The organism is Pseudoalteromonas denitrificans DSM 6059 (assembly GCF_900112265.1).
In the GTDB taxonomy this organism is placed as follows: Bacteria; Pseudomonadota; Gammaproteobacteria; order Enterobacterales; family Alteromonadaceae; genus Pseudoalteromonas; species Pseudoalteromonas denitrificans.
Genome location: NZ_FOLO01000023.1, coordinates 37,898 through 61,626, shown reverse-complemented (window position 1 = coordinate 61,626; position 23,729 = coordinate 37,898). Strand labels below are relative to the sequence as shown.

Annotated in this window: 22 protein-coding genes; 9 read left to right on the top strand and 13 right to left on the bottom strand. The window is 34.6% G+C overall.

Annotated features, from left to right (window positions below; translation table 11 throughout):
- Window positions 1-23: 23 nt before the first annotated feature.
- Window positions 24-971, bottom strand: a complete 948-nt coding sequence (locus BM088_RS14650) for a cysteine hydrolase family protein (RefSeq protein WP_091985548.1) — start codon at window positions 969-971, stop codon at window positions 24-26.
- Between the two features lie 77 nt (window positions 972-1,048).
- On the opposite strand from BM088_RS14650, the gene BM088_RS14645 reads away from it, so the two are divergent.
- The gene (locus BM088_RS14645) at window positions 1,049-1,966 is read left to right on the top strand and encodes a LysR family transcriptional regulator (protein WP_245763829.1); all 918 of its coding nucleotides are present in this window, start codon (window positions 1,049-1,051) and stop codon (window positions 1,964-1,966) included.
- Window positions 1,967-2,046: 80 nt separating this feature from the next.
- Here BM088_RS14645 and BM088_RS14640 read toward each other — a convergent pair whose 3' ends face one another.
- From BM088_RS14640 to BM088_RS14610, 7 genes are all read right to left on the bottom strand, one after another.
- A complete protein-coding gene (locus BM088_RS14640) occupies window positions 2,047-3,423 on the bottom strand; it encodes a YHYH protein (protein WP_091985540.1) in 1,377 nt (458 codons plus the stop codon).
- A 124-nt stretch (window positions 3,424-3,547) separates the two neighbouring features.
- Window positions 3,548-4,390: a TIGR02285 family protein gene (locus BM088_RS14635; RefSeq protein WP_177208061.1), complete on the bottom strand. Its 843-nt coding sequence runs from the start codon at window positions 4,388-4,390 to the stop codon at window positions 3,548-3,550.
- A gap of 62 nt (window positions 4,391-4,452) precedes the next feature.
- A complete protein-coding gene (locus tag BM088_RS14630) occupies window positions 4,453-4,815 on the bottom strand; it encodes a GFA family protein (protein WP_091985531.1) in 363 nt (120 codons plus the stop codon).
- 35 nt (window positions 4,816-4,850) lie between these two features.
- Window positions 4,851-5,627 (bottom strand): type I methionyl aminopeptidase, encoded by a 777-nt coding sequence (gene map, locus BM088_RS14625; protein WP_091985527.1) that lies wholly within the window; start codon window positions 5,625-5,627, stop codon window positions 4,851-4,853.
- Window positions 5,620-5,823: a ParD-like family protein gene (locus BM088_RS14620; RefSeq protein WP_091985524.1), complete on the bottom strand. Its 204-nt coding sequence runs from the start codon at window positions 5,821-5,823 to the stop codon at window positions 5,620-5,622. Before BM088_RS14620 ends, map begins: the two co-directional genes overlap by 8 nt.
- 128 nt (window positions 5,824-5,951) lie before the next feature.
- A complete protein-coding gene (locus BM088_RS14615) occupies window positions 5,952-6,905 on the bottom strand; it encodes an ABC transporter substrate-binding protein (RefSeq protein ID WP_091985520.1) in 954 nt (317 codons plus the stop codon).
- A 263-nt stretch (window positions 6,906-7,168) separates the two neighbouring features.
- Window positions 7,169-8,071: a LysR family transcriptional regulator gene (locus BM088_RS14610; RefSeq protein ID WP_091985516.1), complete on the bottom strand. Its 903-nt coding sequence runs from the start codon at window positions 8,069-8,071 to the stop codon at window positions 7,169-7,171.
- Between the two features lie 141 nt (window positions 8,072-8,212).
- Between BM088_RS14610 and BM088_RS14605 the strand changes: the two genes are divergently transcribed.
- Window positions 8,213-8,734: an NADPH-dependent FMN reductase gene (locus BM088_RS14605; RefSeq protein ID WP_091985512.1), complete on the top strand. Its 522-nt coding sequence runs from the start codon at window positions 8,213-8,215 to the stop codon at window positions 8,732-8,734.
- Between the two features lie 264 nt (window positions 8,735-8,998).
- Here BM088_RS14605 and BM088_RS14600 read toward each other — a convergent pair whose 3' ends face one another.
- The 4 genes from BM088_RS14600 to BM088_RS14585 all read right to left on the bottom strand — a co-directional run bounded on the left by BM088_RS14600 (window position 8,999) and on the right by BM088_RS14585 (window position 13,259).
- Window positions 8,999-9,202, bottom strand: coding sequence for a BlaI/MecI/CopY family transcriptional regulator (locus tag BM088_RS14600; protein WP_091985507.1), 204 nt, complete (start codon window positions 9,200-9,202; stop codon window positions 8,999-9,001).
- A gap of 182 nt (window positions 9,203-9,384) precedes the next feature.
- Window positions 9,385-10,938 carry an Ig-like domain-containing protein gene (locus BM088_RS14595; RefSeq protein ID WP_091985503.1) on the bottom strand — a complete coding sequence of 518 codons (1,554 nt, stop codon included), beginning with the start codon at window positions 10,936-10,938 and terminating at the stop codon, window positions 9,385-9,387.
- 572 nt (window positions 10,939-11,510) lie between these two features.
- Complete coding sequence (locus BM088_RS14590; RefSeq protein ID WP_091985498.1) at window positions 11,511-12,563, bottom strand: NADP-dependent oxidoreductase; 1,053 nt, start codon at window positions 12,561-12,563, stop codon at window positions 11,511-11,513.
- A 9-nt stretch (window positions 12,564-12,572) separates the two neighbouring features.
- Entirely contained in the window at window positions 12,573-13,259 is a 687-nt protein-coding gene (locus BM088_RS14585) for a type 1 glutamine amidotransferase domain-containing protein (RefSeq protein ID WP_091985592.1), read from the bottom strand.
- Between the two features lie 156 nt (window positions 13,260-13,415).
- On the opposite strand from BM088_RS14585, the gene BM088_RS14580 reads away from it, so the two are divergent.
- From BM088_RS14580 to BM088_RS14550, 7 genes are all read left to right on the top strand, one after another.
- Complete coding sequence (locus BM088_RS14580; protein ID WP_091985493.1) at window positions 13,416-14,321, top strand: LysR family transcriptional regulator; 906 nt, start codon at window positions 13,416-13,418, stop codon at window positions 14,319-14,321.
- Between the two features lie 133 nt (window positions 14,322-14,454).
- Window positions 14,455-15,732, top strand: a complete 1,278-nt coding sequence (locus BM088_RS14575; protein ID WP_091985489.1) for an efflux RND transporter periplasmic adaptor subunit — start codon at window positions 14,455-14,457, stop codon at window positions 15,730-15,732.
- 16 nt (window positions 15,733-15,748) lie between these two features.
- Window positions 15,749-16,438 (top strand): ABC transporter ATP-binding protein, encoded by a 690-nt coding sequence (locus BM088_RS14570; RefSeq protein ID WP_091985485.1) that lies wholly within the window; start codon window positions 15,749-15,751, stop codon window positions 16,436-16,438.
- Window positions 16,439-16,510: 72 nt separating this feature from the next.
- Window positions 16,511-17,770, top strand: coding sequence for an ABC transporter permease (locus BM088_RS14565; RefSeq protein WP_177208060.1), 1,260 nt, complete (start codon window positions 16,511-16,513; stop codon window positions 17,768-17,770).
- 9 nt (window positions 17,771-17,779) lie between these two features.
- A complete protein-coding gene (locus tag BM088_RS14560) occupies window positions 17,780-18,985 on the top strand; it encodes an ABC transporter permease (RefSeq protein WP_091985472.1) in 1,206 nt (401 codons plus the stop codon).
- Window positions 18,986-19,740: 755 nt separating this feature from the next.
- Entirely contained in the window at window positions 19,741-20,478 is a 738-nt protein-coding gene (locus tag BM088_RS14555; RefSeq protein WP_091985469.1) for a substrate-binding periplasmic protein, read from the top strand.
- 256 nt (window positions 20,479-20,734) lie between these two features.
- Complete coding sequence (locus BM088_RS14550) at window positions 20,735-22,075, top strand: glycerophosphodiester phosphodiesterase family protein (RefSeq protein WP_091985465.1); 1,341 nt, start codon at window positions 20,735-20,737, stop codon at window positions 22,073-22,075.
- Window positions 22,076-22,180: 105 nt separating this feature from the next.
- On the opposite strand, the gene BM088_RS14545 is transcribed toward BM088_RS14550, so the two are convergent.
- Window positions 22,181-23,380: a pyridoxal-phosphate-dependent aminotransferase family protein gene (locus tag BM088_RS14545; RefSeq protein ID WP_091985461.1), complete on the bottom strand. Its 1,200-nt coding sequence runs from the start codon at window positions 23,378-23,380 to the stop codon at window positions 22,181-22,183.
- Window positions 23,381-23,729 lie beyond the last annotated feature (349 nt).

Below are 23,729 nucleotides of genomic sequence, written 5' to 3'. Positions count from 1 at the left end.
TTTATACGCACCGATTTTATGCTCTAAAAGTTAATTGTGCCTTTTAAATATGTTTCACTGGTATTAATTGTGGCACCACCAAAAGACAATGATAAAAGGTTTGCAGCAACAATTTCATCACCGGTAAACTGATGTTCATTATAAGTTAGCTTAGGTGCTGCTATTGCATCTTCAATTACTTCACATTCATAGCCTTTGTTGGTCGCCGAACGACAAATTGTTTGAACACATGCTTGTGCCATGGCACCTACAATAATGAGCTTTTGTATCCCTAATTCAATTAAGCTTTGTTCAAAGGGTGTATTAATAAAGCTATCGATTTGATGTTTTACAATCACCACTTCATTTTTAAGTGGCTTAACACTGCTATGAATTTCTATACCAGGGCTGTTAGGCGTAAAAAATGCTGCTTTGCTATCTTTGAAAATATGCTGAATGTGAATAACAGGCAATGCTTGCTCTCTAAAGTTTTCTAATAGTAATTTTGCTTTATTGGCAGCAGAGTTGATGTTTTCAAGTTCAAAACGCCCACTTTCAAAATAGTCATTTTGTAAATCAACAAGCACTAATGCTGTTCTTTGTTCTGATTTTAAGGGGGTTTCAAGTTGTTTTAACACAGTGAAGTCGTCTTGTTCTAAATACCACTGACCATTATCAGCTAATGTCCATAATTCTTTACTGATAAAACCACTGGCAATGTTCATTGACCAATTTGCTGATAAAACAGCCTGTTTATCGTTAAGTACTTTTATCTCAACATTTCGATAAATCAAATCACTTGGTTTTTTTGTTGCAAATGATAACCAGAAATCAGATATTTCTTGTACGCAATTAAATTGTCCAAAAGGGTGTACCTGCATGGTTGCATTTTTTGAATAGCGTTTGATACATGCCTGAACATCTCCTTGGTTAAAGCTGGCAATCCATTGTTGGCTTGCTTTCATTACGTTTTTTATGATTAATTGATTCATTGTGTATTCCTTGTTATTTGATAACAGTCAGTATATTGTTATTTCAATTGATGATAATTAGCTTAAATTTGAAATATATGTTCATAAAAAGTGAACGAAAGAAGTTATCCTATCAAATGCTGGTATTTGATGAAGTGGTAAAGAAAGGCTCATTTACGCTTGCAGCTGACGCTTTAGGGCATACAAAGTCGGCTGTGAGTCAATATATAACACAGCTGGAGTCAGCACTTGAAGTAAGGTTGCTAAATCGCAGTACACGGACGCTTATTCTTACAGCTGCTGGGCAACTACTTGCAAAACGCAGTGATCAACTTGTTGATTTGCTGTCTACGACCATAGCAGAAGTTGCGTCTCATCATAATGCACCTTCTGGACGGATCGGGATCACAGCCCCACATGCGTTTGAAACAAGTTTAGTCACCCCCATAATTGCAGACTTATGCATTGAATATCCAAAGCTAATACCTGAACTTATATTTACAGATGAAAGATTAGATATTTTAGAAAACAAATTGGATATGGCTATTTCTGTGGGCCCCCAAAAAGACAGCAATTATAATGCTATTTTAATCGGCGTGCTAGACAGTATTTTGGTGGGGTCTCCCCAATATATTGCTAAAATAGGAGTATTTCAGCCTAACAATTTATCTGATTATAACCTGGTGACTTTACCTTGGCAGAAGCAGTGCATGCTCAATAATAATTTAGGTAAATCGATACAGTTTGAAAGCAATAAACTTTTAAAAGTAAATACAACGACCAGTGCAATTAATAGTATTAAATGTGGTGTTGGAATAGGTTTAGTGCCTTCTATATTTGTAAAAAATGAACTTGATTCTGGATTATTAGTACGTGTTTTGCCTGAATTTGAAGGTGAACAAAGAAACGTATATGCCATTCATTCGTACCAACAACAATTACCTTTGGTATTAAGGCGTTTTGTAGATAAATTAAAAAGCGAGTTTAAAGAGAAGCATGCTCTTGATGTGTGTTGAGTTATTTAAAGTATAATCGTCTTTAAGCAAATGCTGTTAATGTAAAAAGCCAACATATTTGTTGGCTTTATCGGTTTAAATTAATGTATATGCATTTGCTCATCATCATGGCTGTGCATCAGGTTTTGTAAAGCAGGACCTGTTGCGGTGAAACTTGCATCAGGTGTGCCTTTAAAACAATTTAAAACCCAGGGAAATGCATTGGTGATGTAGTAACCATATTGACCGTTTACAGTCATGCCATTACATTCATCTAAATCACCAGCCCCGGCAGTATATTCATAATCGCCTCTAAATTGACCATCATAAGTATTACTATTAATATCACCAGTGCCTGAAACAGGCGTAGTGTATCCATTAATACTTTGTCGCGTGCCTGATTTCAAAGTAAAACTTGAGTTTGCTTCTCTGACAGCCCCATTAACATTAATACAAGGCCCAAAAATAGGGTAACCGTCTGCGGCAAAACCAATGACAGGAGATTCTTGAGCGTTTGACTCACATTCTGTATCAAAAAGAGCCAATGGATTGCCATGATAGTGGTAAGTACCATCAGGTTGTGTATGGGCATTATGTTGATCTGTACCAAAACTATTTAAGTTAGACATAGGATCATAGCGCCATGGATTATTTATTTGGTCTGGACCACAGCCTACTTTTTCTTGTCCTAATGGTTCATTCCCTACGTCGTAACATGCGGCTGCGAGTAAATCGACCATGACTCCGTTCAAAAAAATAGCATTACGAGTGCCTAAGGTAACCTCTGTAACATCATTTTCCATTTGTGGTGTGACATCAACTTGGTAGCTACCTGATTGTGAAGATACATTTGTAGCAAAAGAAGCGCTTTGGTCATTAAAGTCATGATTTGGAATCTCATTGACGCTTAAGCTACATTTAGACCCATTGACAGTGATATGAATACTGCCATTAAATGTCATGTTTCTTTTAATATCTGATACATTTGATGCATATTCACCTACGTAGTCAGCACATGATCCCGCCTGGCTGGTAAGTGCTATATCAGTAATATCAGTTCTTGATGACACTTGTTCAGTTGCTGTAATGATGACAATTACTTGTATGCTGTCTATCGTACCATCATTTACAATAAGGGTTATGGTGTAACTGCCTTCAATGTCAGCTGTAAAAGAGGTTGTTTCATTTGTATTGTTGTTTAAAGCAGCGTTGCTGTTAGTGGGAGCTGATTGAATTGACCATGAATATGTTAATGCATCACTATCACTATCTGAGCTTGCAGACGCTGACAAATTTACTATTTCATTTAGTATAACGGTTTGATTTCCCCCTGCATTGGCAATGGGGGGAGTGTTAGTAGTAACAGGGGTATCAACCGAGGTTGAGTCATCACCTGAATTAGAAGAGCCACATGCTATTAATGCAGTTGAAATAAATAACGTGATTACATTTTTTGTAAATATATTTTGGATTTTCATTTATTTTGCTCTTATTTGCTTGCTTTTGAACAATACTGACAATTAAATGTGTAAAAAACGTGCAACCAATAAGGAAGAATGTGAAAGAGCTTTAGCGATTTGTAGAAAGAGAGTGAGACTTGGCTTAATTTTTTAAAAATACTTCTGTATAAAATTTAATAAATTCAGGGGAATTGGCCTCGTTTTCCCACCATGAACCCATCTTTTTAAAGTATAGTGGGCTAGATTTTATGTTTTTTAAAACAACATCTATATCAGCAATCACTTTTTCCCCCCAAGGGTTTTTTGGGCAAGCCACTCGACCGATAACATACTGACTTGCGTCCAACATTTTATACTGTTTGAAGTTATTTTTATTTAAATGATTATATTTATTGTAATAAGAAACTTTAAATGGATACGCAATTGTGTAATCGATACGACCAATTTTAACCATTTGTAGTAGCTGATTAGGAGAGTCTGAACTTTGTAAGTGTATATTTGTTTGGCTACTGTACTTATTGATGATGGCATCAATTTTATTACCAAAAGAGCGCCCTTTATCAAGGCCTAAAGTATAATCTTCTTGGCTAAGTAAGTCATCTAAAGCGATTGTTTTTTCAAATGGCAGTATTTTGTTATTGTTAAAAATGATTCTATGACTAGGGTGCGCTATGGATGATTTTGAAAAAGTCATATAACGTTTGCGCTCATCAGTGGCAAAAAGTGCAGGCAAACAAACATTTTTCTGTTTTTTAAGGTCAAAAATAGAGCGAGCCATTGAACTCACTATAATCTCGTGTCTGTATTGTGGTAATTCACTTATTATAAGTTCTAGAATCTTATCTAAAAACCCTTGGTCTTTATATTCACCTTTAAGAATTGTCACTGGCGGTGCATGATTAACTTGCCAAGTGATAGTATTACTGAGCGATTCTATACTAAAGCCAATAAAAATGAAGAAAATAAAGTTAAATAATAACTTCAATGGTATCTCACTCATAAAAGGCCGTACATTTAATTATAGAAGATATTCCTTATTCTCAGAAGTTACTCATTAATAAATTGCCATGAGTCAGCACCGTCAAAATATCTAACCTTAACTGTATTTAAAGTTTCAGGTGTTGTTAAGCGAAAATTAACGGCCATCCTGTGCTTATTTCCACGATCTGTCGGCATATAGTGCGTAATACAAGCACAGTTTTTACAATGATAAAATATGATGGTTTTATCACCATAACAATATGCGCCTAAATCTTCTTTATTAGCAATAACATTTATATCTTTAGGGTTAAAATATGCCCATAAGCTAGCATATCGACTGCAAATAGAACAATTACAGCTAGTAACAGTGTCAGTAGTATCTGGCACTGTTATTTTTATTTTGGCGCAATGGCAGCTAAGTTCAATCATTTTTTATTTATCCTTTTTGCAGAACCTTACCTTATTTAAATGATTTTTTCATCCGGCCTTAAAGTTAATACTTCAAAAGCAGTATCTGTTACTAAAATTGTATGCTCCCATTGTGCGGATAATTGTTTGTCTTTTGTGACGACAGTCCAACCATCTTTTTTGGTTTTTATTTTAGACTTACCTTGATTGATCATAGGTTCAATGGTGAATATCATGCCTGGCTTTAGCTTGAGACCCGTATTTTTTTTACCATAATGTAATACTTGTGGTTCTTCATGCATTTGGGTACCTATGCCATGACCACAATATTCCTTTACAATAGTAAAACCTGCCATATTGGCATATTTTTCAATGGCATGTCCTATGTCCCCTAAAGTTGCACCAGGCTTTACTTCTTTAATGCCTTTGCACATAGCTGCGTAAGTGACATTAACTAATTTTTTTGCCTGAGGCGTGACCTTATCAAACATATACATTTTACTTGAGTCTGTTATATAACCATTTTTTTCAAGGGTAATGTCTACATTTATAATATCAGTACATTTTAAAGTTTGAGATTCTTTTGGAATACCATGGCAAACGACATCATTCACAGAAGTATTTAATGCGTATTGATAACCATACTGACCTTTACTTGCGGGACGTGCATTTAAATTATTAATAATAAAATCCTCAACCTTATTATTAATCTGCATGGTTGAGATGCCTAAGGTGATAAAGTCATCTAGCATAGAAAATACCTGAGATAATAATTGACCTGACTCTCTCATTAACTCAATTTCTTGATCTGTTTTTATTATTACCTCACTCATTAACAACCTCTACGGTAACGCTTTCTTTTTTTAGTTGATCCTGAATGATTTCATTAAATGTTAACGTTGGATTGAATTCTGACAGCATGCCTATTTTAATCCAAAATTCAGCCTGTGAATTGATTGAACGCGTCATTACCTGACTTGATTTTCGAATTTCGTCATGTAGTTCATCTGATATTTTAACGATACCCATAGCATACACATTATATATAAAACATATATAAAGTGTATGTTTTATGTTGTTGTGGTGCAAGTGATTATTATTAAAGAATTTATAAATAATTAAGGTATAAATTAATGAAATAAATAATAAAAGTATATTTATGGGTTAGATTTAAGATCACATAGCCAAGAGTGCCATTTGGTTTGATTGTTATTGATCCAATGATCGGCTGCTTTTTTTGGTGACATCTTTTTCACATCCACTAAAGCCGCGATAGACTCGAGTTCTGAATTATTAAAGTTCATATTATTTAATATTTTAAATGCACAAGGCCATTTTTTAGGAAGATCTGTGGAAGATACTTTTTTGAGCCAACCAGCTCTGGGATTACCACAATCATATAAATAATTAGGGTTAATACCCCAGCTAGGTTGTGTTTCACATTCTATATGATGCTCTGGAAAGTCAACAAACTGGCCTTGATATACAGAGCCAACCCAATTTGGTGTCCAGTTAAAAAGTATAATTGGTTTTTTATGTTTATATGCTTTTTCTAGCTCAAACCAAAGTTGATCTGCAGTATTGGTATTTATGACTTTAAAGTTGAGGCCTAATGCGCGGACTCTGGCCTTATCTGGTTTTTCCCAAGGACCGCCAAAATAAATGCCTTTCGTTAACTGCTCTTTTCTGGAGAAAATACCTGTGCATTTCTTTAAAGCACGCCAATCTGGTAAGCCTGGGCAAAGTTTTTCTACATATTTAGGGTACCACCAGTCTTCTCTGGTGATGACCTTATAATCACCAGCATTAATAAGTTTATTTTTCGAGATTAATTGCTGGTATTTATCTGCCATAGTGCCTTCCCATACTTCGACCTGAACATGGGCAATATTATGTTTTAAAATATACCATTGGCCATCTGTTGGATAGTATACATATTCAACCGTAAAGCCTGATTTTTTAAATAAAGTACCAACAATATGAGATACAACGAGTTGTGAAGACCAGTTATTTAGAATGATTTTTATGGGAACATCTGTATTTATGACCGATGTGGAAAGGCATAAATTACTATTTGCCAGTAACATTAAAATTAAAAATGACTTTTTCATATGCACTCAATATGAATGTCTCGTTGAAACTTTAAGTTTAGTTGAATGTTCTATAAAACCCATAAATTATGATGGATATTAGTTATTTTTTAATATAAATAGGTATACTTTATTAAGGTATTTGATTGATCAAAAAATATGAATTTCAGACAAAAAAAAGCGCGTTGATATAAACGCGCTGAATATTACTCTAGGGGAAATCAACTAACTTATTAAATAGGAGTCTGCATTTTTATTAAAGTTCATTATTTTTAAAACTAATTTTACTGGGGGATTATTTCCATGAGTAAATCAATTAAGCATCTTACCTTAGGTGATAAATGCTTACGACTTGGATATAAAGCATATACCTCTACTAATTGGCTTTCGTACTCTTGAAATAAAATTTCTAATTTATTTTCTGCTAGCTCTTTTTGCATGTAAAACTCAGGTAATCTACAAATGCCATTGCCAGCGATTACCATAGCCAGTTGCATCTCTGCATTGTTGGACAAAATTGTTTGTGGCACATCAACTGAAATAGTTTCTCCAGTTAAACTTTTATATGACCAGCGTGTTGGAATCTTATGATTTGCATAACACATGCATTGATGATTTGTGAGCTCTTCAGGTTTTGTTGGTTTTCCAAATCGTTTAATATAATCAAATGAAGTAACAGTATAAGCCTTAAAGGTTTTTAATTTTTTGCATATAAGGCTAGAGTCAGTCAAGTTTGTTGTTGCGCGTATGACTAAATCATAACCATCTTGTATCACATCTACATGTCGGTCACTAAAATCTAAATCTAAGGTTACATCTGGATAGCGGTTTAAGTATTCAGCTAATACTGGTTTTAAATAAGCGGAGCCAAAACCGATAGGGCAGCTTATTTTAAGTATGCCTTTAGGTAAAATATGGCTTTGATTAAGTATGCCTTGCGCTTGTTGCGCATCTAAAATAAGTTGCTGGCATTGAATATTAAACTCTTTTCCTTCAGGCGTTAAGCTAATTGAGCGTGTCGTTCTATTTAATAACCTGACACCGAGTCTCGCTTCTAATTTATTTATTTCTTTACTGATATAAGAAGTTGAGTGGCCTGATACATTAGCTGCTGCTGAGAAGCCGCCACTTTCTACAACTTGGTTGAAAACAACTACGCCATCAAATAACTTAGTATTAAGTGTCATTTGGAAATAATCCTTTTACATTTACTATATTAATATTTATTTGGAATGAATGTATAGTGTAATCATTGAAACGTACTTAAGTCACTTTATTTTTAAAACTGATTTAATCGTTAACTAAAATACACATATTGAGGGTTTATCATGAAAGTATTAGCATTCGCAGCAAGCAATAGTAAAAGTTCAATTAATAAGCAGTTAGCAACTTATGCCGCTAATTTAGTGGATAATTCAGAAGTTGAAGTTTTAGATATAAACGATTATGAAATGCCAATTTTCAGTGAAGATCGTGAGAAAGAGTTAGGTCAACCCGAGCAGGCAAAAGCATTCTTTAAAAAACTAGGTGAAGCAGATGCAATCATCATTTCTTTCGCAGAACATAATGGTTCATATACGGCCGCATATAAAAATTTGTTTGATTGGACATCACGCATCGATATGAAAGTATTCCAAAATAAACCTATGTTAATGCTAGCGACCTCTCCTGGTCCAGGCGGAGCTTCAAGCGTATTAGCTGCAGCTTCAGGTTCTGCGCCTTACTTTGCAGCAGATGTAAAAGCGAGTTTATCTGTTCCTAGTTTTTTTGATAATTTTGATGTTGAACAAGGCAAATTAACAAACTCTGAACTGGTAGACAAATTGACAACAGCAATATCACTTTTATAAATTTTAAACCCTTAGGGGGGTTATTTTAAATAACCCCTTTTTTATAGATTATTTCCCCGTTCATTTGAACCTGTTAAAAGGTTTAACATGCTTTTAATATCAACTAGGATGTTATTAAGTCAATCAAAGATAGAGACCCTAATTTATATCACCAGCACATTCCAAGTAACTAGCAGAATGATTTTTGATAATAAAATGAGACGAGCATGACAAGTTAATAAGATTATTAGCTTCAATTCAATAGGACTCTGTACAATTTAGGCTTCATTTAGCAGCATTATCCACTTTATTGATTAACGACTTAAGCTCTTCAATTTCATTTTTACTTAATTTGTCATTATTAGCAAAGTGAGAAACCAATGAGGTAACTTGACCATTAAAAAGGCACTTTAAACAATGAGTCGATTCATATGGATAGTCGTGACATTCTTGTGTATATCTCGCTGCGTCTTTTTTGAATAGCCGCATTAATGAAATTTTAATTACATTAAGCCTTGCTTTTATTTTTGCTGTAAATAAAAAGGAGTGATATTTTTGCCATAGGAGACTAGCCCTGTTGATATGAGTGAGTTCTTTTTAGCATTGAAAATGTTAGGCGTTTTTGAATTATGGTGAATATCTAAAACGCCTTATTACTAAACTTTTTATGTTTATGAAATCATAGAACTTAATTTTTTAAGGTATCTTCTGCTTGGAATTAATATCAAGCCAAGTAAAAGAAATGCTCCCAAAGAACCACTGCTTTTTGATGAAGATGTTGTTGTTTTAGCTGCTTGTTTAGCTGAAACGGTTATGGCTACATTTGCTTCATTTGATACATCACCATTTGTATTTTTAATCGTGTATATAAAAGAGTCTGTACCACTGAATCCTGTGTCAGGTTTATAGGTTATTTCACCTGTGTCATTATTTATTGTAACGATGCCATTTTGGGCTTTGGTTATAATATTAACCGATGACATATCAAGTATGACGCCATCATTATTATCATTTGATAAAATATTTATCAAAACTTCAGAGTCTTGTTGGACATTCGCTTCATCATCTTGAGCTTGAGGTAATATAATGGGTTCTATCACATTAATTGACACTTCTGCTTGGTTGGATTTTTCACCATTGTTGTTACTGACGATATACGTAAAGGAATCCACGCCAATATATTCCACGTTAGGAACATAAGTTATTGTGCCATCTGCACTGTTTACAATTGTAGTGCCATTTTTTGGTGAAGCGGTAATTGAAATAGAACTCAGATCAAGTTGTTCATTCATTGAATTATCATTGGATAAAATATTTATTGCCACTTCAGAGTTTTGCTCAGCGATTGCGCTATCGTTTTGTGTTTTCGGAGCAGTAGAAAAATTTTCAACTAAAGTTATCTTATCTGTGTAGAAGTCTGATACAAATAATTTTGACCCATCTTTACTTGCGGCTATGCCATTGGGAAACTTAAAACCCGCTTCCTCTGAACCTTCAATAATTTCATAGTCGGCATCAGATGTTGGGATTTTATAGAGCTTTTTCCCCATCCAGCCAGAGGCATATACCATACCGTTTGAATAAGTGATATAACCAAAACCATCATCTGGAATATCGGCTAATTGAGTGATTGTTTTATCATTTGTAATTTTAAATACTTTACCGTCATTGTAATTACCTACATACATATCTCCAGCTTCATCCATGACGATACCGACGGGACCGTTAAACCTTTCATCTTCTAGCCAAATTTCATTTTCATTGGCATTTTTGACTTTATAAATTACATTTCCATTATAGCTAGTGACAAAAATTTCATCTTGTGCGTTTATTAAAACTCCGTTGACATATCCAGGGTCTAAAGTTAAGAGCACAGTCTTCATACCGTAAGGTGCTACTTTAACTAATTCTCCACTGATATAGCTGGCGATATACATATTTCCTTTTGAATCAAAATCGTGGCCGAGCGTTGCATTGAGGCCGCCGACAACATCTGTTATTTCACCAAATGAATCAATTTTACGCACTGTTGTGCCAATCGCATCGCCAAAGTTACCGGTATGCGCTATATATAAATTACCATTTTCATCAAAATTTAAAGCATCATTAAAGGCCGTTGGCATTACAGCAAAATCACTATAATCAGCTGCCATAGTGAATGAGGAAAAAGAAATTGCCATTGCAACTGCACATTTTTTAAGTCGTTTATTTTTATACTGGATCAAAAGTAATACCTCATTTTTTTATTTTTAATGACTGCATGGGAAATATAAAATTTATACTCATTTGCAGTTCAAGTTCATCAGAGAAAGACCATAGTTGCGGTCATTTCAAATCAATATAATTAATCTACTTTGCGCGACATATATCGTCTTGAAAATTACTTTGTATTTAGTTGAAATTTTATTGAAATGAACTATTTCCTTTAATAAACAATGTAATACATTTAGGTTGATAAGTGGGTTTTAGCATGACTTCAAAAGATAAATATGAAGTTTTTACTCATAAATACAATGAGTTCATAGTAACTTGATAACTATTTTATAAATATAAAATAGGCAGGGAATTTAAAAGCTATCCAATTTCTGGCTTTGGATAAAAATAGATAATTATAAATTAGTGAATATATAAATAATTTTTTAGGGGGGCAGTAATATCTGGTGGGTGTATTAAAACAGCATTTAGTTGTGTATTTACAATCAAAAATTCAAGATATAAATGTGGAATATCATTGATCCCACATTCAAAGGTTCCCGTAGAGATTAAGAGCTGTATCTATTTCGAATGATAAAGAGGGCTAGATTAAATCATCAGGTCCTAAGCGTACAACTAATTTACCAAAGTTCTTACCTTCTAATAATCCGATAAAAGCATCAACTGTATTATCTAAACCTTCAATAAGGTGTTCACGATACTTTATCTTACTTTCACTTAACCAAAGTGTCATTGCTTGGCTGAATTCATTATATCTATGACTATAGTCATCAAAAACGATAAATCCTTGCATTTTAATGCGTTTGATTAATATACTCCCCATTAATAAGGACATGCGATCAGGTCCTTCTGGCAATTCAGTTGCATTATATTGTGAAATGAGACCACATAATGGAATACGAGCACAAGGATTTAATAAAGGCATCACTACATCAAAGACTCTGCCTCCTACGTTTTCAAAGTAGACATCAATGCCCTTTGTACAAACTTGTTCTAATTGTTGCGCTAAATTATCTGACTTATGATTTAAACAATGATCAAAACCGAGTTGATCAACAGCATAAGCGCATTTTTCCTCACTGCCTGCTATTCCTATCACAGTACAGCCTTTTAATTTTGCGATTTGCCCTACTAGGCTACCTACGGCACCTGTTGCAGCTGCAACAACGACTGTTTCACCTGTCTTTGGTTGACCTATGTCTAACAACCCCATATAGGCAGTTAATCCAGGCATGCCAAGAACACCGAGTGCAAAAGATGGGTTAGCTAAATTAGGAGGAATTTTAAGTAAGTCTTTACCATCAGATAGTGCATAATCTTGCCATCCAGAAAATGCTAAGACCCAATCACCTTCTTGAAAATTATCGTTGAGTGATATCTCAATGCGGCAAACTGTTGCACCAACCATAGTTTCACCTAAAGCAATAGGTTCAGCATAAGACTTCGTATCGTTCATGCGGCCACGCATATAGGGATCCAGTGACAAATACACACTACGTAATAGAACTTGACCTTGCAAAGGACTTGGTGGTTTCTGATTTTTTATCAGGAAGTTATCTGTATTTGGTGCACCAAACGGACGAGAATCTAATGTGATACTGCGATTATTATTTTTTGTTTGTTTTGATATATTCATCTGAGTATCTTACTTAGTTATGTGAGCTAATAATTTTTGCGCTGCGATAGATGAGCTTGCAGGATTTTGTCCTGTGATCACTAAGCCATCTTGTATCGCAAAAGCATGCCAATCAGAGATTTTTTGATAATCACTACCACGTTTAATAAGCTCATCTTCAAGTAAGAATGGCACCACGTTTGTTAATTGTACGGCTTCTTCTTCAGTATTACTAAAACCCGTAATTGCTTTGTTTTTAACAACGAATTCACCTGATTTTTCTTTTGCATTTAAAAACGCAGCTGTCGCATGACATACGGCTGCAATAGGTTTATTTGCATTTAGAAATGATTCTATTAAGCCAATCGATTGGCTATTGTTTGTTAAATCCCATAATGGTCCATGACCGCCAGGATAAAAAACACCATCAAAATCATCTGAATTTATATCAGATAAAATACAGGTATTTGAAATCAAGTCTTGCGCGATTTCATCGATATTAAATCGTTTTGTAGCATCGGTTTGAAAATCAGTTAACTCACTTGTTGGATCAATAGGCGCTTGTCCACCTTTTGGTGTTACTAATGTCACACTAAAACCAGCATCAATGAATTCATAATAAGGGGCTGCAAATTCCTCTACCCAAAAACCTGTTTTTTTGCCCGTATTACCTAGCTTTGAATGTGATGTTAGAACCATTAATATTCTTTTTGATATCGTCATTTTTAATTACCTGTAAGTTTGTATGACCTTTTAAAGTATGAAATGAGTATATTATTAGTGGTTACATCTAACAATGCAGATAAATTAAACTACATTGTTTAATAAATTGATACAATTGGGTTCATTAAATTTAAGACATATGCGAGTATTATGGATATTTCATTCGAACAATTAAAAAGCATGGTGGTTTTTGCTCAAGTTGTGGAGCAGGGGAGTCTAAGCGCTGCCGCAAACCATATAGGCTTATCGCGGGCGGTGGTGAGTTACCATTTAAAAAAGCTAGAATCGCATTTAGATGTTAAGTTATTAAATCGTTCTACGCGTAGTATTTCACTCACTGAGGCAGGTAAAACATATTATCAGCGATGTCATATCATAGCTGAACAAGCTTCTGCAGCAAATCGACAGATAGAAAATTTAAAAAAAGAACCCATAGGCTTACTTAAAATTACTTGTCCAGTTAATGTGGGTTTGCAAACAATTGTGCCAGCACTGAATGAATTTAAGCGCATTTACCCAAAAATAGAGCTAGATGTAATACTTACTGATGAAGTTGTCAATATTATGAAAGAAGGGATTGATTTAGCTATAAGGGGCGCACCTTTACCTGACTCAGGTTTACAAGCCACTAAACTTTCTGTATTACCAACATGCTTATGTGGAGCACCTGAGTATTTAAAAAAACAGGGGCGCCCAATCACTCCTTTAGATTTAGATAAGCATGATTGGGTCATTTATAAGTTGACATCAGGTGTATTGGAGTTAAATAAAGGAAACCGATCTTTTACTGTGCAAATAAAGGGAAGCATTAGTACAAATAATGCTGCTGCACGTACCGCATTTATTGAAGGAGGACATGGTTTAGGGCGCATTCCAATTTATGATGCATGGCCAAAAATAAAATCAGGTTCTTTAGAGCAAGTTCTTGAGGATTATACTCTGAAGGATATCCAAATTTATGGTGTTTTCCCACCAGGTACAGCCAGGTCAAAAAAATTAAGACTTTTACTTGATTATTTGAAGTCTTACTTTGAGAAGAAAAATGTCATTATGTAGTAGTAATGGGTAATAATAATACACTTTGTATTTAAGTTAACCGTAATGTAAATATTATAAATAAACTATGTTACATCTGTGTACCTTTTTGTTAGACTTAATCTTAATACTCTAATATTACGGAAATTTCAGCATGTCTGCCATTCAGGGGACCGGGGCGCAAGACTCTATTATAGAGACTAACTCCTCATTAAAAACACGAATTGTTTATTTTATATTAGTGTTATTAATCATTATTATTACCAGCTTATCTTTGCCTGCTTTTAGTAAATGGATGTTAAGTGAACATACGGTTTCACAAACACGTATTCAAACAGCAAAAGTCAAGTTTGGCTCATTTACCCGAGATTTCTCTGTCCAAGCAAGGGTTGTTGCTGGTGTAAAACCAAAGCTTTATAGCCCCTCTCAAGGTGTGGTTACCTTTATGGTTTCTCCAGGAGATAAAGTCAATAAAAGCCAAGTTATCGCAAAAATTCACAGTCCAGAGCTTGAAAATTTATATGAGCAAGCACAAACCAGATTATCTAAATATAAAACGCAATTAGCTAGACAAAAAATACAAGCAAAACGCAGTGTATTAGAGGCTGAAAAATTAGCTGATCAGGCTTTAGTTAAACTAAATGCTGCAAAAAGAGAAATGAAACGCTCTGATGAAGCTGAATCAAAATCTTTGATCAGTGATATTGATTTTCAAAAAGCCAAGGATGATTTGCAAAATGCACAATTGGAATATAAACATGCAATTAAAGAGTCTGCTTTGGCTCTTGAAAGTTTAGAGTTTGAAGTACAATCGAGCGATCATGAAGTTATTAATCAGGCCTTAAAAGTAAAAAACTTAAAACGTCAGGTTAAGGCACTAAATATTACTTCTCCAGTGACTGGCATGATAGGCACTCGTTTTATTGAACAAAAATCTGCAGTGAATAAACATCAGGCAATTATGAATGTCATTGAGCTGGAGAACTTTGAGCTTGTTGCATCAATACCAGAGTCTTATGCTGATGATTTGGCATTAGGCATGAAAACTGAAATTATTCACAATGGCAAAAATATTACAGGTGAACTCGTCGGTATTGCCCCTGAAGTAATTAATAATAAAGTAGAAGGGCGCATTCGTTTTTCAGATAAATTACCCATGGGATTAAGGCAGAATCAGCGTTTAACGACACGTATATTATTTGAAGAAATTAATGACGTATTCTATTTACCTAGAGGTGCATTTATCGACGGTAATGGTGGTAGAGAAGCTTACCTGATAAAAGATGAAGTTGCATATAAAACAAAAATAAAGATAGGTGCTAAGAGCCTTTCCAAAGTTGAAATCATTTCAGGCTTAAAATCAGGCGATGAAGTGGTTGTCTCTCAGCTTGCACCCTTTAATAACGCACAACAGGTTGCGATCACCCAATAAATCAAGGAGCGAAATAATGTTAAAAATGTCAGGTATTTCAAAGCACTTTATCGTAGGAAATGTAAAAACTCAGGCCCTGCATTCCTTTGAACTGGAAATTAAACAAGGTGATTTTGTAGCCGTTGTAGGCCCTTCAGGCTCAGGTAAGACAACCTTTTTAAATATGACTGGTATGCTGGAGCAACCTAGTTTTGGTCAATATGAAATTGATGGGGTTCAGGTTGCTAATCTTAATGATAAAGAAAGTTCTCGGATCCGAAATGAAAAAATAGGTTTTGTATTTCAAAGCTTTAACCTTATTCCTGAATTAAATGTTTATGATAATGTAGATGTCCCTTTGAGGTATAGGCATTTTTCATCAAAAGAGCGTAAAGCAAGAATTGAAAATGCACTTGAACAAGTTGGGTTAGCTGGTCGCCATAAACATTTCCCACCGCAATTATCGGGTGGACAACAACAAAGAGTTGCCATTGCACGCGCTTTGGCTGGCAGCCCTTCAATTATCTTGGCGGATGAACCCACAGGTAATCTTGACTCAAAAATGGCGGATGGCGTAATGGCTTTATTGCATGACATAAATAAAGCTGGTACCACGATTGTTATGGTGACTCATAATGATGAACAGGCACAACAAGCTGGGCGGATTGTACATATTTCAGATGGATACTTAAGCGAAAGTACACCATTACAACAAGCAATAGCGTAGGTTTATATGTTTAATTATTATTTAAAACTTGCCTTAATAAGCATGCGAAAATCTCCTATTTTGGTTTTTTTAATGGTATTTGCATTAGCAATAGGCGTTGCGGCCTCAATGACAACAATTACAGTTAATTACTTGTCTAGTAAGAACCCTTTACCCCATAAAGAAAATAACTTATTTGCTGTACAACTTGATAATTGGTCGATAGAAAAATCTTGGAGAGAGCCTGATATAACGCCTTTTCATTTGACTTATATTGATGCTAATAATTTACTTTCTTTAGGTGAAAAGTTTAAACACTCTCCTATTGCCCAAATGGATATGCCATTGGAGTCGACCTCAATTGATGGAGAGAAAAAAACATTTATGGCGCAGGCGAAATCAGTATCTCATGATTTTTTCGCTTTGTTTGACGTGCCTTTTTTATATGGTCAGGCATGGAGTAAAGAGGATGATAAAAATAGTGCTAATTTGGTAGTAATAAGTGAAAAAACCAATAATAAGTTTTTTTCTGGCGCAAACTCAGTCGGTAAAACGCTTATTTATGGTGGCGAAGTTTTTACTATTATAGGGGTAACAAAAAAACGTACTTTTTTACCTAAACTATATGCAACAAATGTTTTTATGTTTGCTGAACCCGAAGATTTGTATTTTCCTTTCAGTACTCAAATTTCACTTGGATGGTTTAACGAAGGTAAGTCTATATATTACTGTCAAAAAGATAAAGCCAGTGATACTTATGAAAGTTTGTTACAGTCAGAATGCATGTGGATTTTATTTTGGGCTGAATTTAAAGATAAAGCAGAAAAAGAACAGTACCAACAATTTATCGATAATTATGTCTCTGATCAAAAAGCTTTGGGACGCTTCCCTAGACCACTTGATAATCGCCTAACATCAATTAAAACTTGGTTTAAATATCAAAATGTTACAAATAAAGATACACAGATTTTGATGTGGTTAGCAATTTTATTCTTATGTGTTTGTTTGTTTAATACTGTTGGATTGATGCTCGCTAAATTTACAGGAAAGTCTTCTGAAGTTGCACTTAGACGGGCTTTGGGGGCCTCTAAACAATCGATTTTTTATCAATATCTCATCGAATCTTTATGCATAGGTTTATGTGGGGGTGTATTAGGCATGTTATTGACTTTTATATCACTTGAATATTTCAAGCATATTTATACTAAGTTAAATGATCAAGTTATGACGCTTAATATTGAGCTTTTATTATCAGGTTTATTACTATCCATTCTTGCCACTCTAATAGCAGGTATTTATCCAACAATCAAAGTGAGTCGTACATCTGCCTGTATGCAGTTAAGACAAAAGTAAGGAAAGATTATGCGTGATATACCTCTTATATTGAAAGTTTTAAAAAAACAAATGACAGGTCCTTTCCTGCTCATTTTACAGATAGTGATTACGTTTACTGTGATTGTGAATGCCACATATATTATTAGTGATAAAACAAAACTGTTAGATATTCCAACAGGTGCAGATCAAGAAAACTCGTTTTATGTCAGCATTTATGCTCAAGATAAAGACATGCAAAATGAGAATCAGATTAAATCTGATATGGCACAAATAAGGTCTTTGAATACAGTCACAAGTGCTGCTCCAATTAATACTATTCCATTAATAGGAATGGGGAAGTATCAAGATTTGTATACTGACGAAAAGGAAGAAACTGGTGACTATACGGCAAAGTACTATACGGATAATGCCGTTGTGGATACGCTTGATATGGAAATTTTGATTGGTGAAGATTTTACAGAACAAGATGTACTTTATGTTAAATCAGATAGTATAAAATGGCCTGACTCTATTATCATCACAAAGGCATTTGCTGAGTTTTTGTATAAAGATGATTGGCGTCAGGCTGTTTCTAAATTATTGTACGTAGGTGATACTAGGGTCAGGGTCAAAGGAATTGTTGATAAGATGCAGTCTCCCTGGTATTTCTGGCGTAATGTTGAGTTCAGTATATTTGTACCAAGTGTCTTGATCACTGAAGAAATGAAGTACCTTGTACGCGCAAAAAAAGGTCAAAAAGATATTGCAATATCTCAGGTTGAAGCTTTACTGCTGAAAACTCCAGGACGTATGATAAATAAAATAGAAACGCTAGGTGAAGTTCGTGATAATGCCCTAAGCACTGAACAAGGTACCGTTAGCATATTAAAATCACTTATCATTACACTGTCGTTGATCACAGCTTTTGGGATTATAGGTCAAGCAAGTTATTCAATAAATGCGCGTAAAAAACAAATTGGAACAAGGCGTGCTCTGGGAGCGAGTAAACTACAAATTATTCAATACTTTTTGACAGAAAATATTTTAGTTAGCACAATCGGAATACTATTGGGTATGATAAGTTGTATCGCACTCAACCTTGTATTGGTAGATAACTTTTCTTTACCTAGGCTACCATTTTATTATTTGGGGTTTGGTGTACTTTCGATATATATCATTAGTCTTTTGTCGGTACTTTATCCCGCATATAAAGCGGCAAATATATCACCTGCAATCGCGACAAGAGAAATGTAATTACAGAAAAGTAAAAACATAAAAAGGCCATTCATTTGGCCTTTTTATAAAATTAATTACAGGATCTCATTAAAAACGTTTAGAAGTTAATCTTACACATGTGTGGTTCATATATGACTCAGTCTTAAAATTTAAACCTATGTGTATAACTGCAGACATTTTATTTACATCCTATTCTTAGCAGTTCAAGTCAGTTTTTAAAACGCGCTAATTTTAGGTGATTTTGTTTTTTAGCCTTAAACACCATTTTTTCATAGGTTGTAACCGTTTGCATATTGCCCATCATTTATAGAATCAAAACCTCATCCCATCAATGTTATTATGCAATCGCATCTGACATTTATTTTTATGAGCTAGAAAGGACGCTTAAATACCTTTAATTAGATTCGATGTAAGGTAAGGAAATGGTATTGATTTACAATCTGTGAGCTTTGCTAATACATTGTTTTAAAATTAAAATAAACTATTGAATGTAAAAGTGAGGATACAAATAAGTGCATAACGTGCACTTCTATTGGTAATGAAAGAAATAAGAGTGCACATAATCAATATTAAAGTCTGGCAGTGTAAAAACAATCTAAAACTTCATAACACACTTTACGGTATCAAACTTAGCATAATGGAAATGTTATTACGATTAACTAGAAAGATTATGCAATGATAATAAATAAAGCTTCATGCTAATAAGCTAATTTGTGTCTCCTATACTTATAGCTGAATCAAAACTAATAAAGATAAAGCTAAAGGTGAAAGTTATGAAAATAACATTTTTATTTGGATTTGTTTTATTGGTATTTAGTTCTACGGCTTTGGGTCAGTTTATTTATCTTGTCTCTACTGAATTTCCTCCTTACGTTTATGAAGAAAATGAAAGAATTAAAGGGTTCAATGTTGATCTTATTGAAGAAATCTTCAAACGTATGAATGTACCAATTGAAATTCACTTAGTTCCATGGGCAAGGGCAGTTAAGATGATTAAAGATGGAACTGCTGATGGCCTCTTTCCTTTTTTTAAAAGTGTGAATCGATTGAAGTTTACAGATTACTCGGATGCGTATACATCAGAAGATACCACGTTGTTTGTTCTAAAGAACTCACCTATTCAATGGAATGGAGACTTGAGTAGCTTAAGCCCTTATCAATTTGGCAGAGTGAGGGGCTACAATTCAGGTCCGCAATTTGAGCATCTATTAGAAAAAGGCATTATCGAAATAAGTGTGGCTACAAAAACAAGTCAAAATATTAAAAAGTTACTTGCAAAAAGATTTGATATTATGGTTGAAGAGCGACATGTCGTGCGCTTCGAATTAAAAAAAATGGGAAGGATAGGCGAGATAAAACAGCTGGCTATTATTCAAAAAAACTTATCTTATTTAGGATTTTCAAAAAAGCGCAAGCGCAAAGCAACGATTAAAGCATTCAATAAAATATTAAAACAAATGAAAAGTGATGGGAGTTATCAAAGAATAATAGATGATTTTTATACAAAATAAATTTTAAATGCATACCTAATGACAATCATCCACAGAACAAGGGGGTCAATAATAAAAGTAATTGGATTTTTGAACTATAAATAGGGTCGATTTGTCATTGCAATGCTCAAAATTTAATTGTCATCGTATTCTTTATTTTTCATTCAGTTGACTCCACCTCGTATTTAATTAAATTGTCATATTAATAACGACTTAGTGTCATATCTTACTTTTACTGTACTCCTGTTTTTAATTATAATAAATAAAATGGAAGTATATGAAACCGCGTTTTAAATTAGCTATGATCTGTGTCTCATTAATCAATTTAAATGGTTGTGATGATGACAATACTCAAATAGTCGAAGTTGAAAAGACAGTAATAGTTGAAGAAATAGTAAATGAAAAAATAGAAATTCCAGTCATTGTTACAGTGCCTGTTGGTACTGGCCCTGATATACAGGTAGGCCCTCGTCCATACTCACTGATTGAAGATATGGATAATAGTGAGCTTAAACATAAGCTACAGCAGTGTAGTGAAGGACCATTTTATAAAACTGATTTTTCGATAGGCCACCGTGGTGCGCCTATGCAGTTTCCTGAGCATACAAAAGAATCTTATGTTGCAGCAGCACGTATGGGCGCTGGTATTTTAGAGTGTGATGTTACTTTCACCAAAGATAAAGCGCTTGTTTGTCGCCATTCTCAATGCGACTTACATACAACCACTAATATTTTAGCCATTCCTGAGTTAGCAGATAAATGTTCAATTCCTTTTAGCCCGGCCGATCAGGCTGCGGGGATCAGTGCAAGTGCAAAGTGTTGTACTAGTGATATTACTTTGGCTGAATTCAAACAATTAACAGGAAAAATGGATGCATCCGATAGCAATGCAACCACAATAGCGCAATATTTAAAAGGCACAGCCGACTGGCGCACAGATTTGTATGCTAATAAAGGGACTTTGATGACACACGCACAAAGTATCACCTTATTTAAGCAATTAGGGGTGAAAATGACGCCTGAGCTTAAGTCCCCGAGTGTTGAAATGCCTTTTAATGGAATGAGCCAGCATGATTACGCACAAAAAATGTTAGATGAATATATTGCCCAAGGTATTAAACCAGAGCATGTTTATCCGCAATCTTTTAACTTTGAAGACATCAAATATTGGGTTAATAATGCCCCTGAATTTGCTGATCAGGCTGTATATTTAGATGGTCGTTATGATGACAGTGATTTTGACCATACAGACCCAAGTAGCTGGCAACCCTCTATGGAAGAGCTAACAGCACATAATATTAAAATTATCGCTCCCCCAATGTGGATGTTGATAACAATAGACAGTGATAACAAAATTGTGCCTTCTGAATATGCCAAGCAAGCCAAAGCTGCTGGCTTAGATATTATTACCTGGACACTTGAACGTTCAGGTCCACTTGACAGTGGTGGTGGTTGGTATTATCAGTCAGTTAAAGAACTGATCAATAATAATGGCGATCAACTCGTAATACTTGATGTTTTGGCAAAACAAGTCGGTGTATCAGGAGTGTTTGCAGACTGGCCGGGCACAGTAAGTTATTATGCAAGTTGTATGAATTTACCTGCAAGCATTCTGTAAAACTTGATTGCCTAGATTTTTCGAGAACTGCACGTTTTAAATGTACCTAACGGTCTTAAAACACGATTGTTAATCGATTTAAGACCGTTCAAAATCAAGTGACAATTAACAAAATTTTTGTCTCTGTAGCATGTTTTCTAGCTGCGCCATGCCTGCAGGTACATCTACTTTTATGCCTAAATCTTTAAAAGTAGAACCAAAAGCATGTATGGTTCTGAACAGGTTATGTTCGCGACACTGTTCACCCATTTGACCTATACGTACGATAGGGGGTCCAAAAGAACCGGCTATTTCAACACGATAATTTTTTGATATATGCTCGCATACTATTTTCGACTCTAGTTGTTCTGGTAAACGGATCCCGATGACCGAGTTGAGTCTGTTTTTACCATCTATATATAAGTCTAATCCTAAACTTTCAATTGCACTTTGTAGTGCTGTTGAGCAGGTTAAATGTCTTTTAAACCTTTTTTCTAATGTTTCATTACAAATAAGTCGCATTGCTTCATGAAGTGCTAATAGCCCAGAAACGGGGGCTGTATAATGATAAGAGTCTTGATGCCAAAAGTTAGAGGCAAGCATGGCATCTAAGGTCCACTGTGGAATTTGAATCACTCGGTTGCTAATGCGTTGCCAGGCTCTATCTGAAAATGCAACTAAAGACACACCAGGAATTGAACTTAGGCCTTTTTGGCCTCCTGTGATCACCGCATCTATATGCCACTCATCCATTTTTAATGGCATAGTACTGAGGGTACATACCGCATCTACAATGAGATAACAGTTAAATTCTTTAGCGAGTTTGCCAATTTCTGCTAACTGGTGGTTATAGGTGGTATTTGATGTTTCACCTTGTACAATTGTGATGACTTCAGGGGTTAATTCTTCTAAAAGTTTTCTAATTTCAACTGGGTTTGCACTTTGGCCTTCGACAATTGAAACCTGTTCAACCTCTGCACCAGCTCTTTGTGCCATTTGAGCCAAGCGATTAGAAAAAAAACCATTACAGATACTTAAAACTTTTGTATTTTTCCATACTAAATTGGCTACCGCCATTTCCATTGCTGCAGAGCCTGGGCCAGCAACACCCACAATCCAAGGAGAGTCGGTTTGAAATATGTAACCCGCCATTGATTTTACTTGATGGATTATTTTCCCCATGGTTTCGCCTAAATGATTGATCACTATCCCATTTGCATTTGCAACGGCTTGAGGAATAGGAACTGGTCCAGCGCCCATCATCAAAAGAGGTTCTTCAGGTAAAATATGATCTAGAGTATCAATTTGAGGCACTGCGATTTTCATGTTTCTTTGCTTAAGTTAAAAAGAGATCAGGAGAAAAATCGTATCATAATGTGAGGCAAGAGGTAATTCATTATTTAGAATAAATATCAGAATTTTTAAAAACCAGCTTTCTCATGCTACTAAATTGATATTTAAATTTTTATTTATAAAAAACACTACAAATAATGGGATATAAATTGAGAATATCTCAGCAAAAAATGAATAAAAATACATTGGCTATTATCGCAATAAAAAATGGTTCGTTTTAAACATATAATGAAGTGCTAAATTCCGATTTTTTGTACTTTTTTTGTTATTGAAATTTAAATCTAGTGAATTTACGACTAATCTGAAAGTTAATTCCCAAAGC

Coding starts and splice junctions, on each gene's coding strand:
- BM088_RS14650 (WP_091985548.1), bottom strand. CDS start 971: ATGAATCAATTAATCATAAAAAACGTAATGAAAGCAAGCCAACAATGG.
- BM088_RS14645 (WP_245763829.1), top strand. CDS start 1,049: ATGTTCATAAAAAGTGAACGAAAGAAGTTATCCTATCAAATGCTGGTA.
- BM088_RS14640 (WP_091985540.1), bottom strand. CDS start 3,423: ATGAAAATCCAAAATATATTTACAAAAAATGTAATCACGTTATTTATT.
- BM088_RS14630 (WP_091985531.1), bottom strand. CDS start 4,815: ATGATTGAACTTAGCTGCCATTGCGCCAAAATAAAAATAACAGTGCCA.
- map (WP_091985527.1), bottom strand. CDS start 5,627: ATGAGTGAGGTAATAATAAAAACAGATCAAGAAATTGAGTTAATGAGA.
- BM088_RS14620 (WP_091985524.1), bottom strand. CDS start 5,823: ATGGGTATCGTTAAAATATCAGATGAACTACATGACGAAATTCGAAAA.
- BM088_RS14615 (WP_091985520.1), bottom strand. CDS start 6,905: ATGAAAAAGTCATTTTTAATTTTAATGTTACTGGCAAATAGTAATTTA.
- BM088_RS14610 (WP_091985516.1), bottom strand. CDS start 8,071: ATGACACTTAATACTAAGTTATTTGATGGCGTAGTTGTTTTCAACCAA.
- BM088_RS14605 (WP_091985512.1), top strand. CDS start 8,213: ATGAAAGTATTAGCATTCGCAGCAAGCAATAGTAAAAGTTCAATTAAT.
- BM088_RS14600 (WP_091985507.1), bottom strand. CDS start 9,202: ATGCGGCTATTCAAAAAAGACGCAGCGAGATATACACAAGAATGTCAC.
- BM088_RS14590 (WP_091985498.1), bottom strand. CDS start 12,563: ATGAATATATCAAAACAAACAAAAAATAATAATCGCAGTATCACATTA.
- BM088_RS14580 (WP_091985493.1), top strand. CDS start 13,416: ATGGATATTTCATTCGAACAATTAAAAAGCATGGTGGTTTTTGCTCAA.
- BM088_RS14575 (WP_091985489.1), top strand. CDS start 14,455: ATGTCTGCCATTCAGGGGACCGGGGCGCAAGACTCTATTATAGAGACT.
- BM088_RS14570 (WP_091985485.1), top strand. CDS start 15,749: ATGTTAAAAATGTCAGGTATTTCAAAGCACTTTATCGTAGGAAATGTA.
- BM088_RS14565 (WP_177208060.1), top strand. CDS start 16,511: ATGGTATTTGCATTAGCAATAGGCGTTGCGGCCTCAATGACAACAATT.
- BM088_RS14560 (WP_091985472.1), top strand. CDS start 17,780: ATGCGTGATATACCTCTTATATTGAAAGTTTTAAAAAAACAAATGACA.
- BM088_RS14555 (WP_091985469.1), top strand. CDS start 19,741: ATGAAAATAACATTTTTATTTGGATTTGTTTTATTGGTATTTAGTTCT.
- BM088_RS14550 (WP_091985465.1), top strand. CDS start 20,735: ATGAAACCGCGTTTTAAATTAGCTATGATCTGTGTCTCATTAATCAAT.
- BM088_RS14545 (WP_091985461.1), bottom strand. CDS start 23,380: ATGAAAATCGCAGTGCCTCAAATTGATACTCTAGATCATATTTTACCT.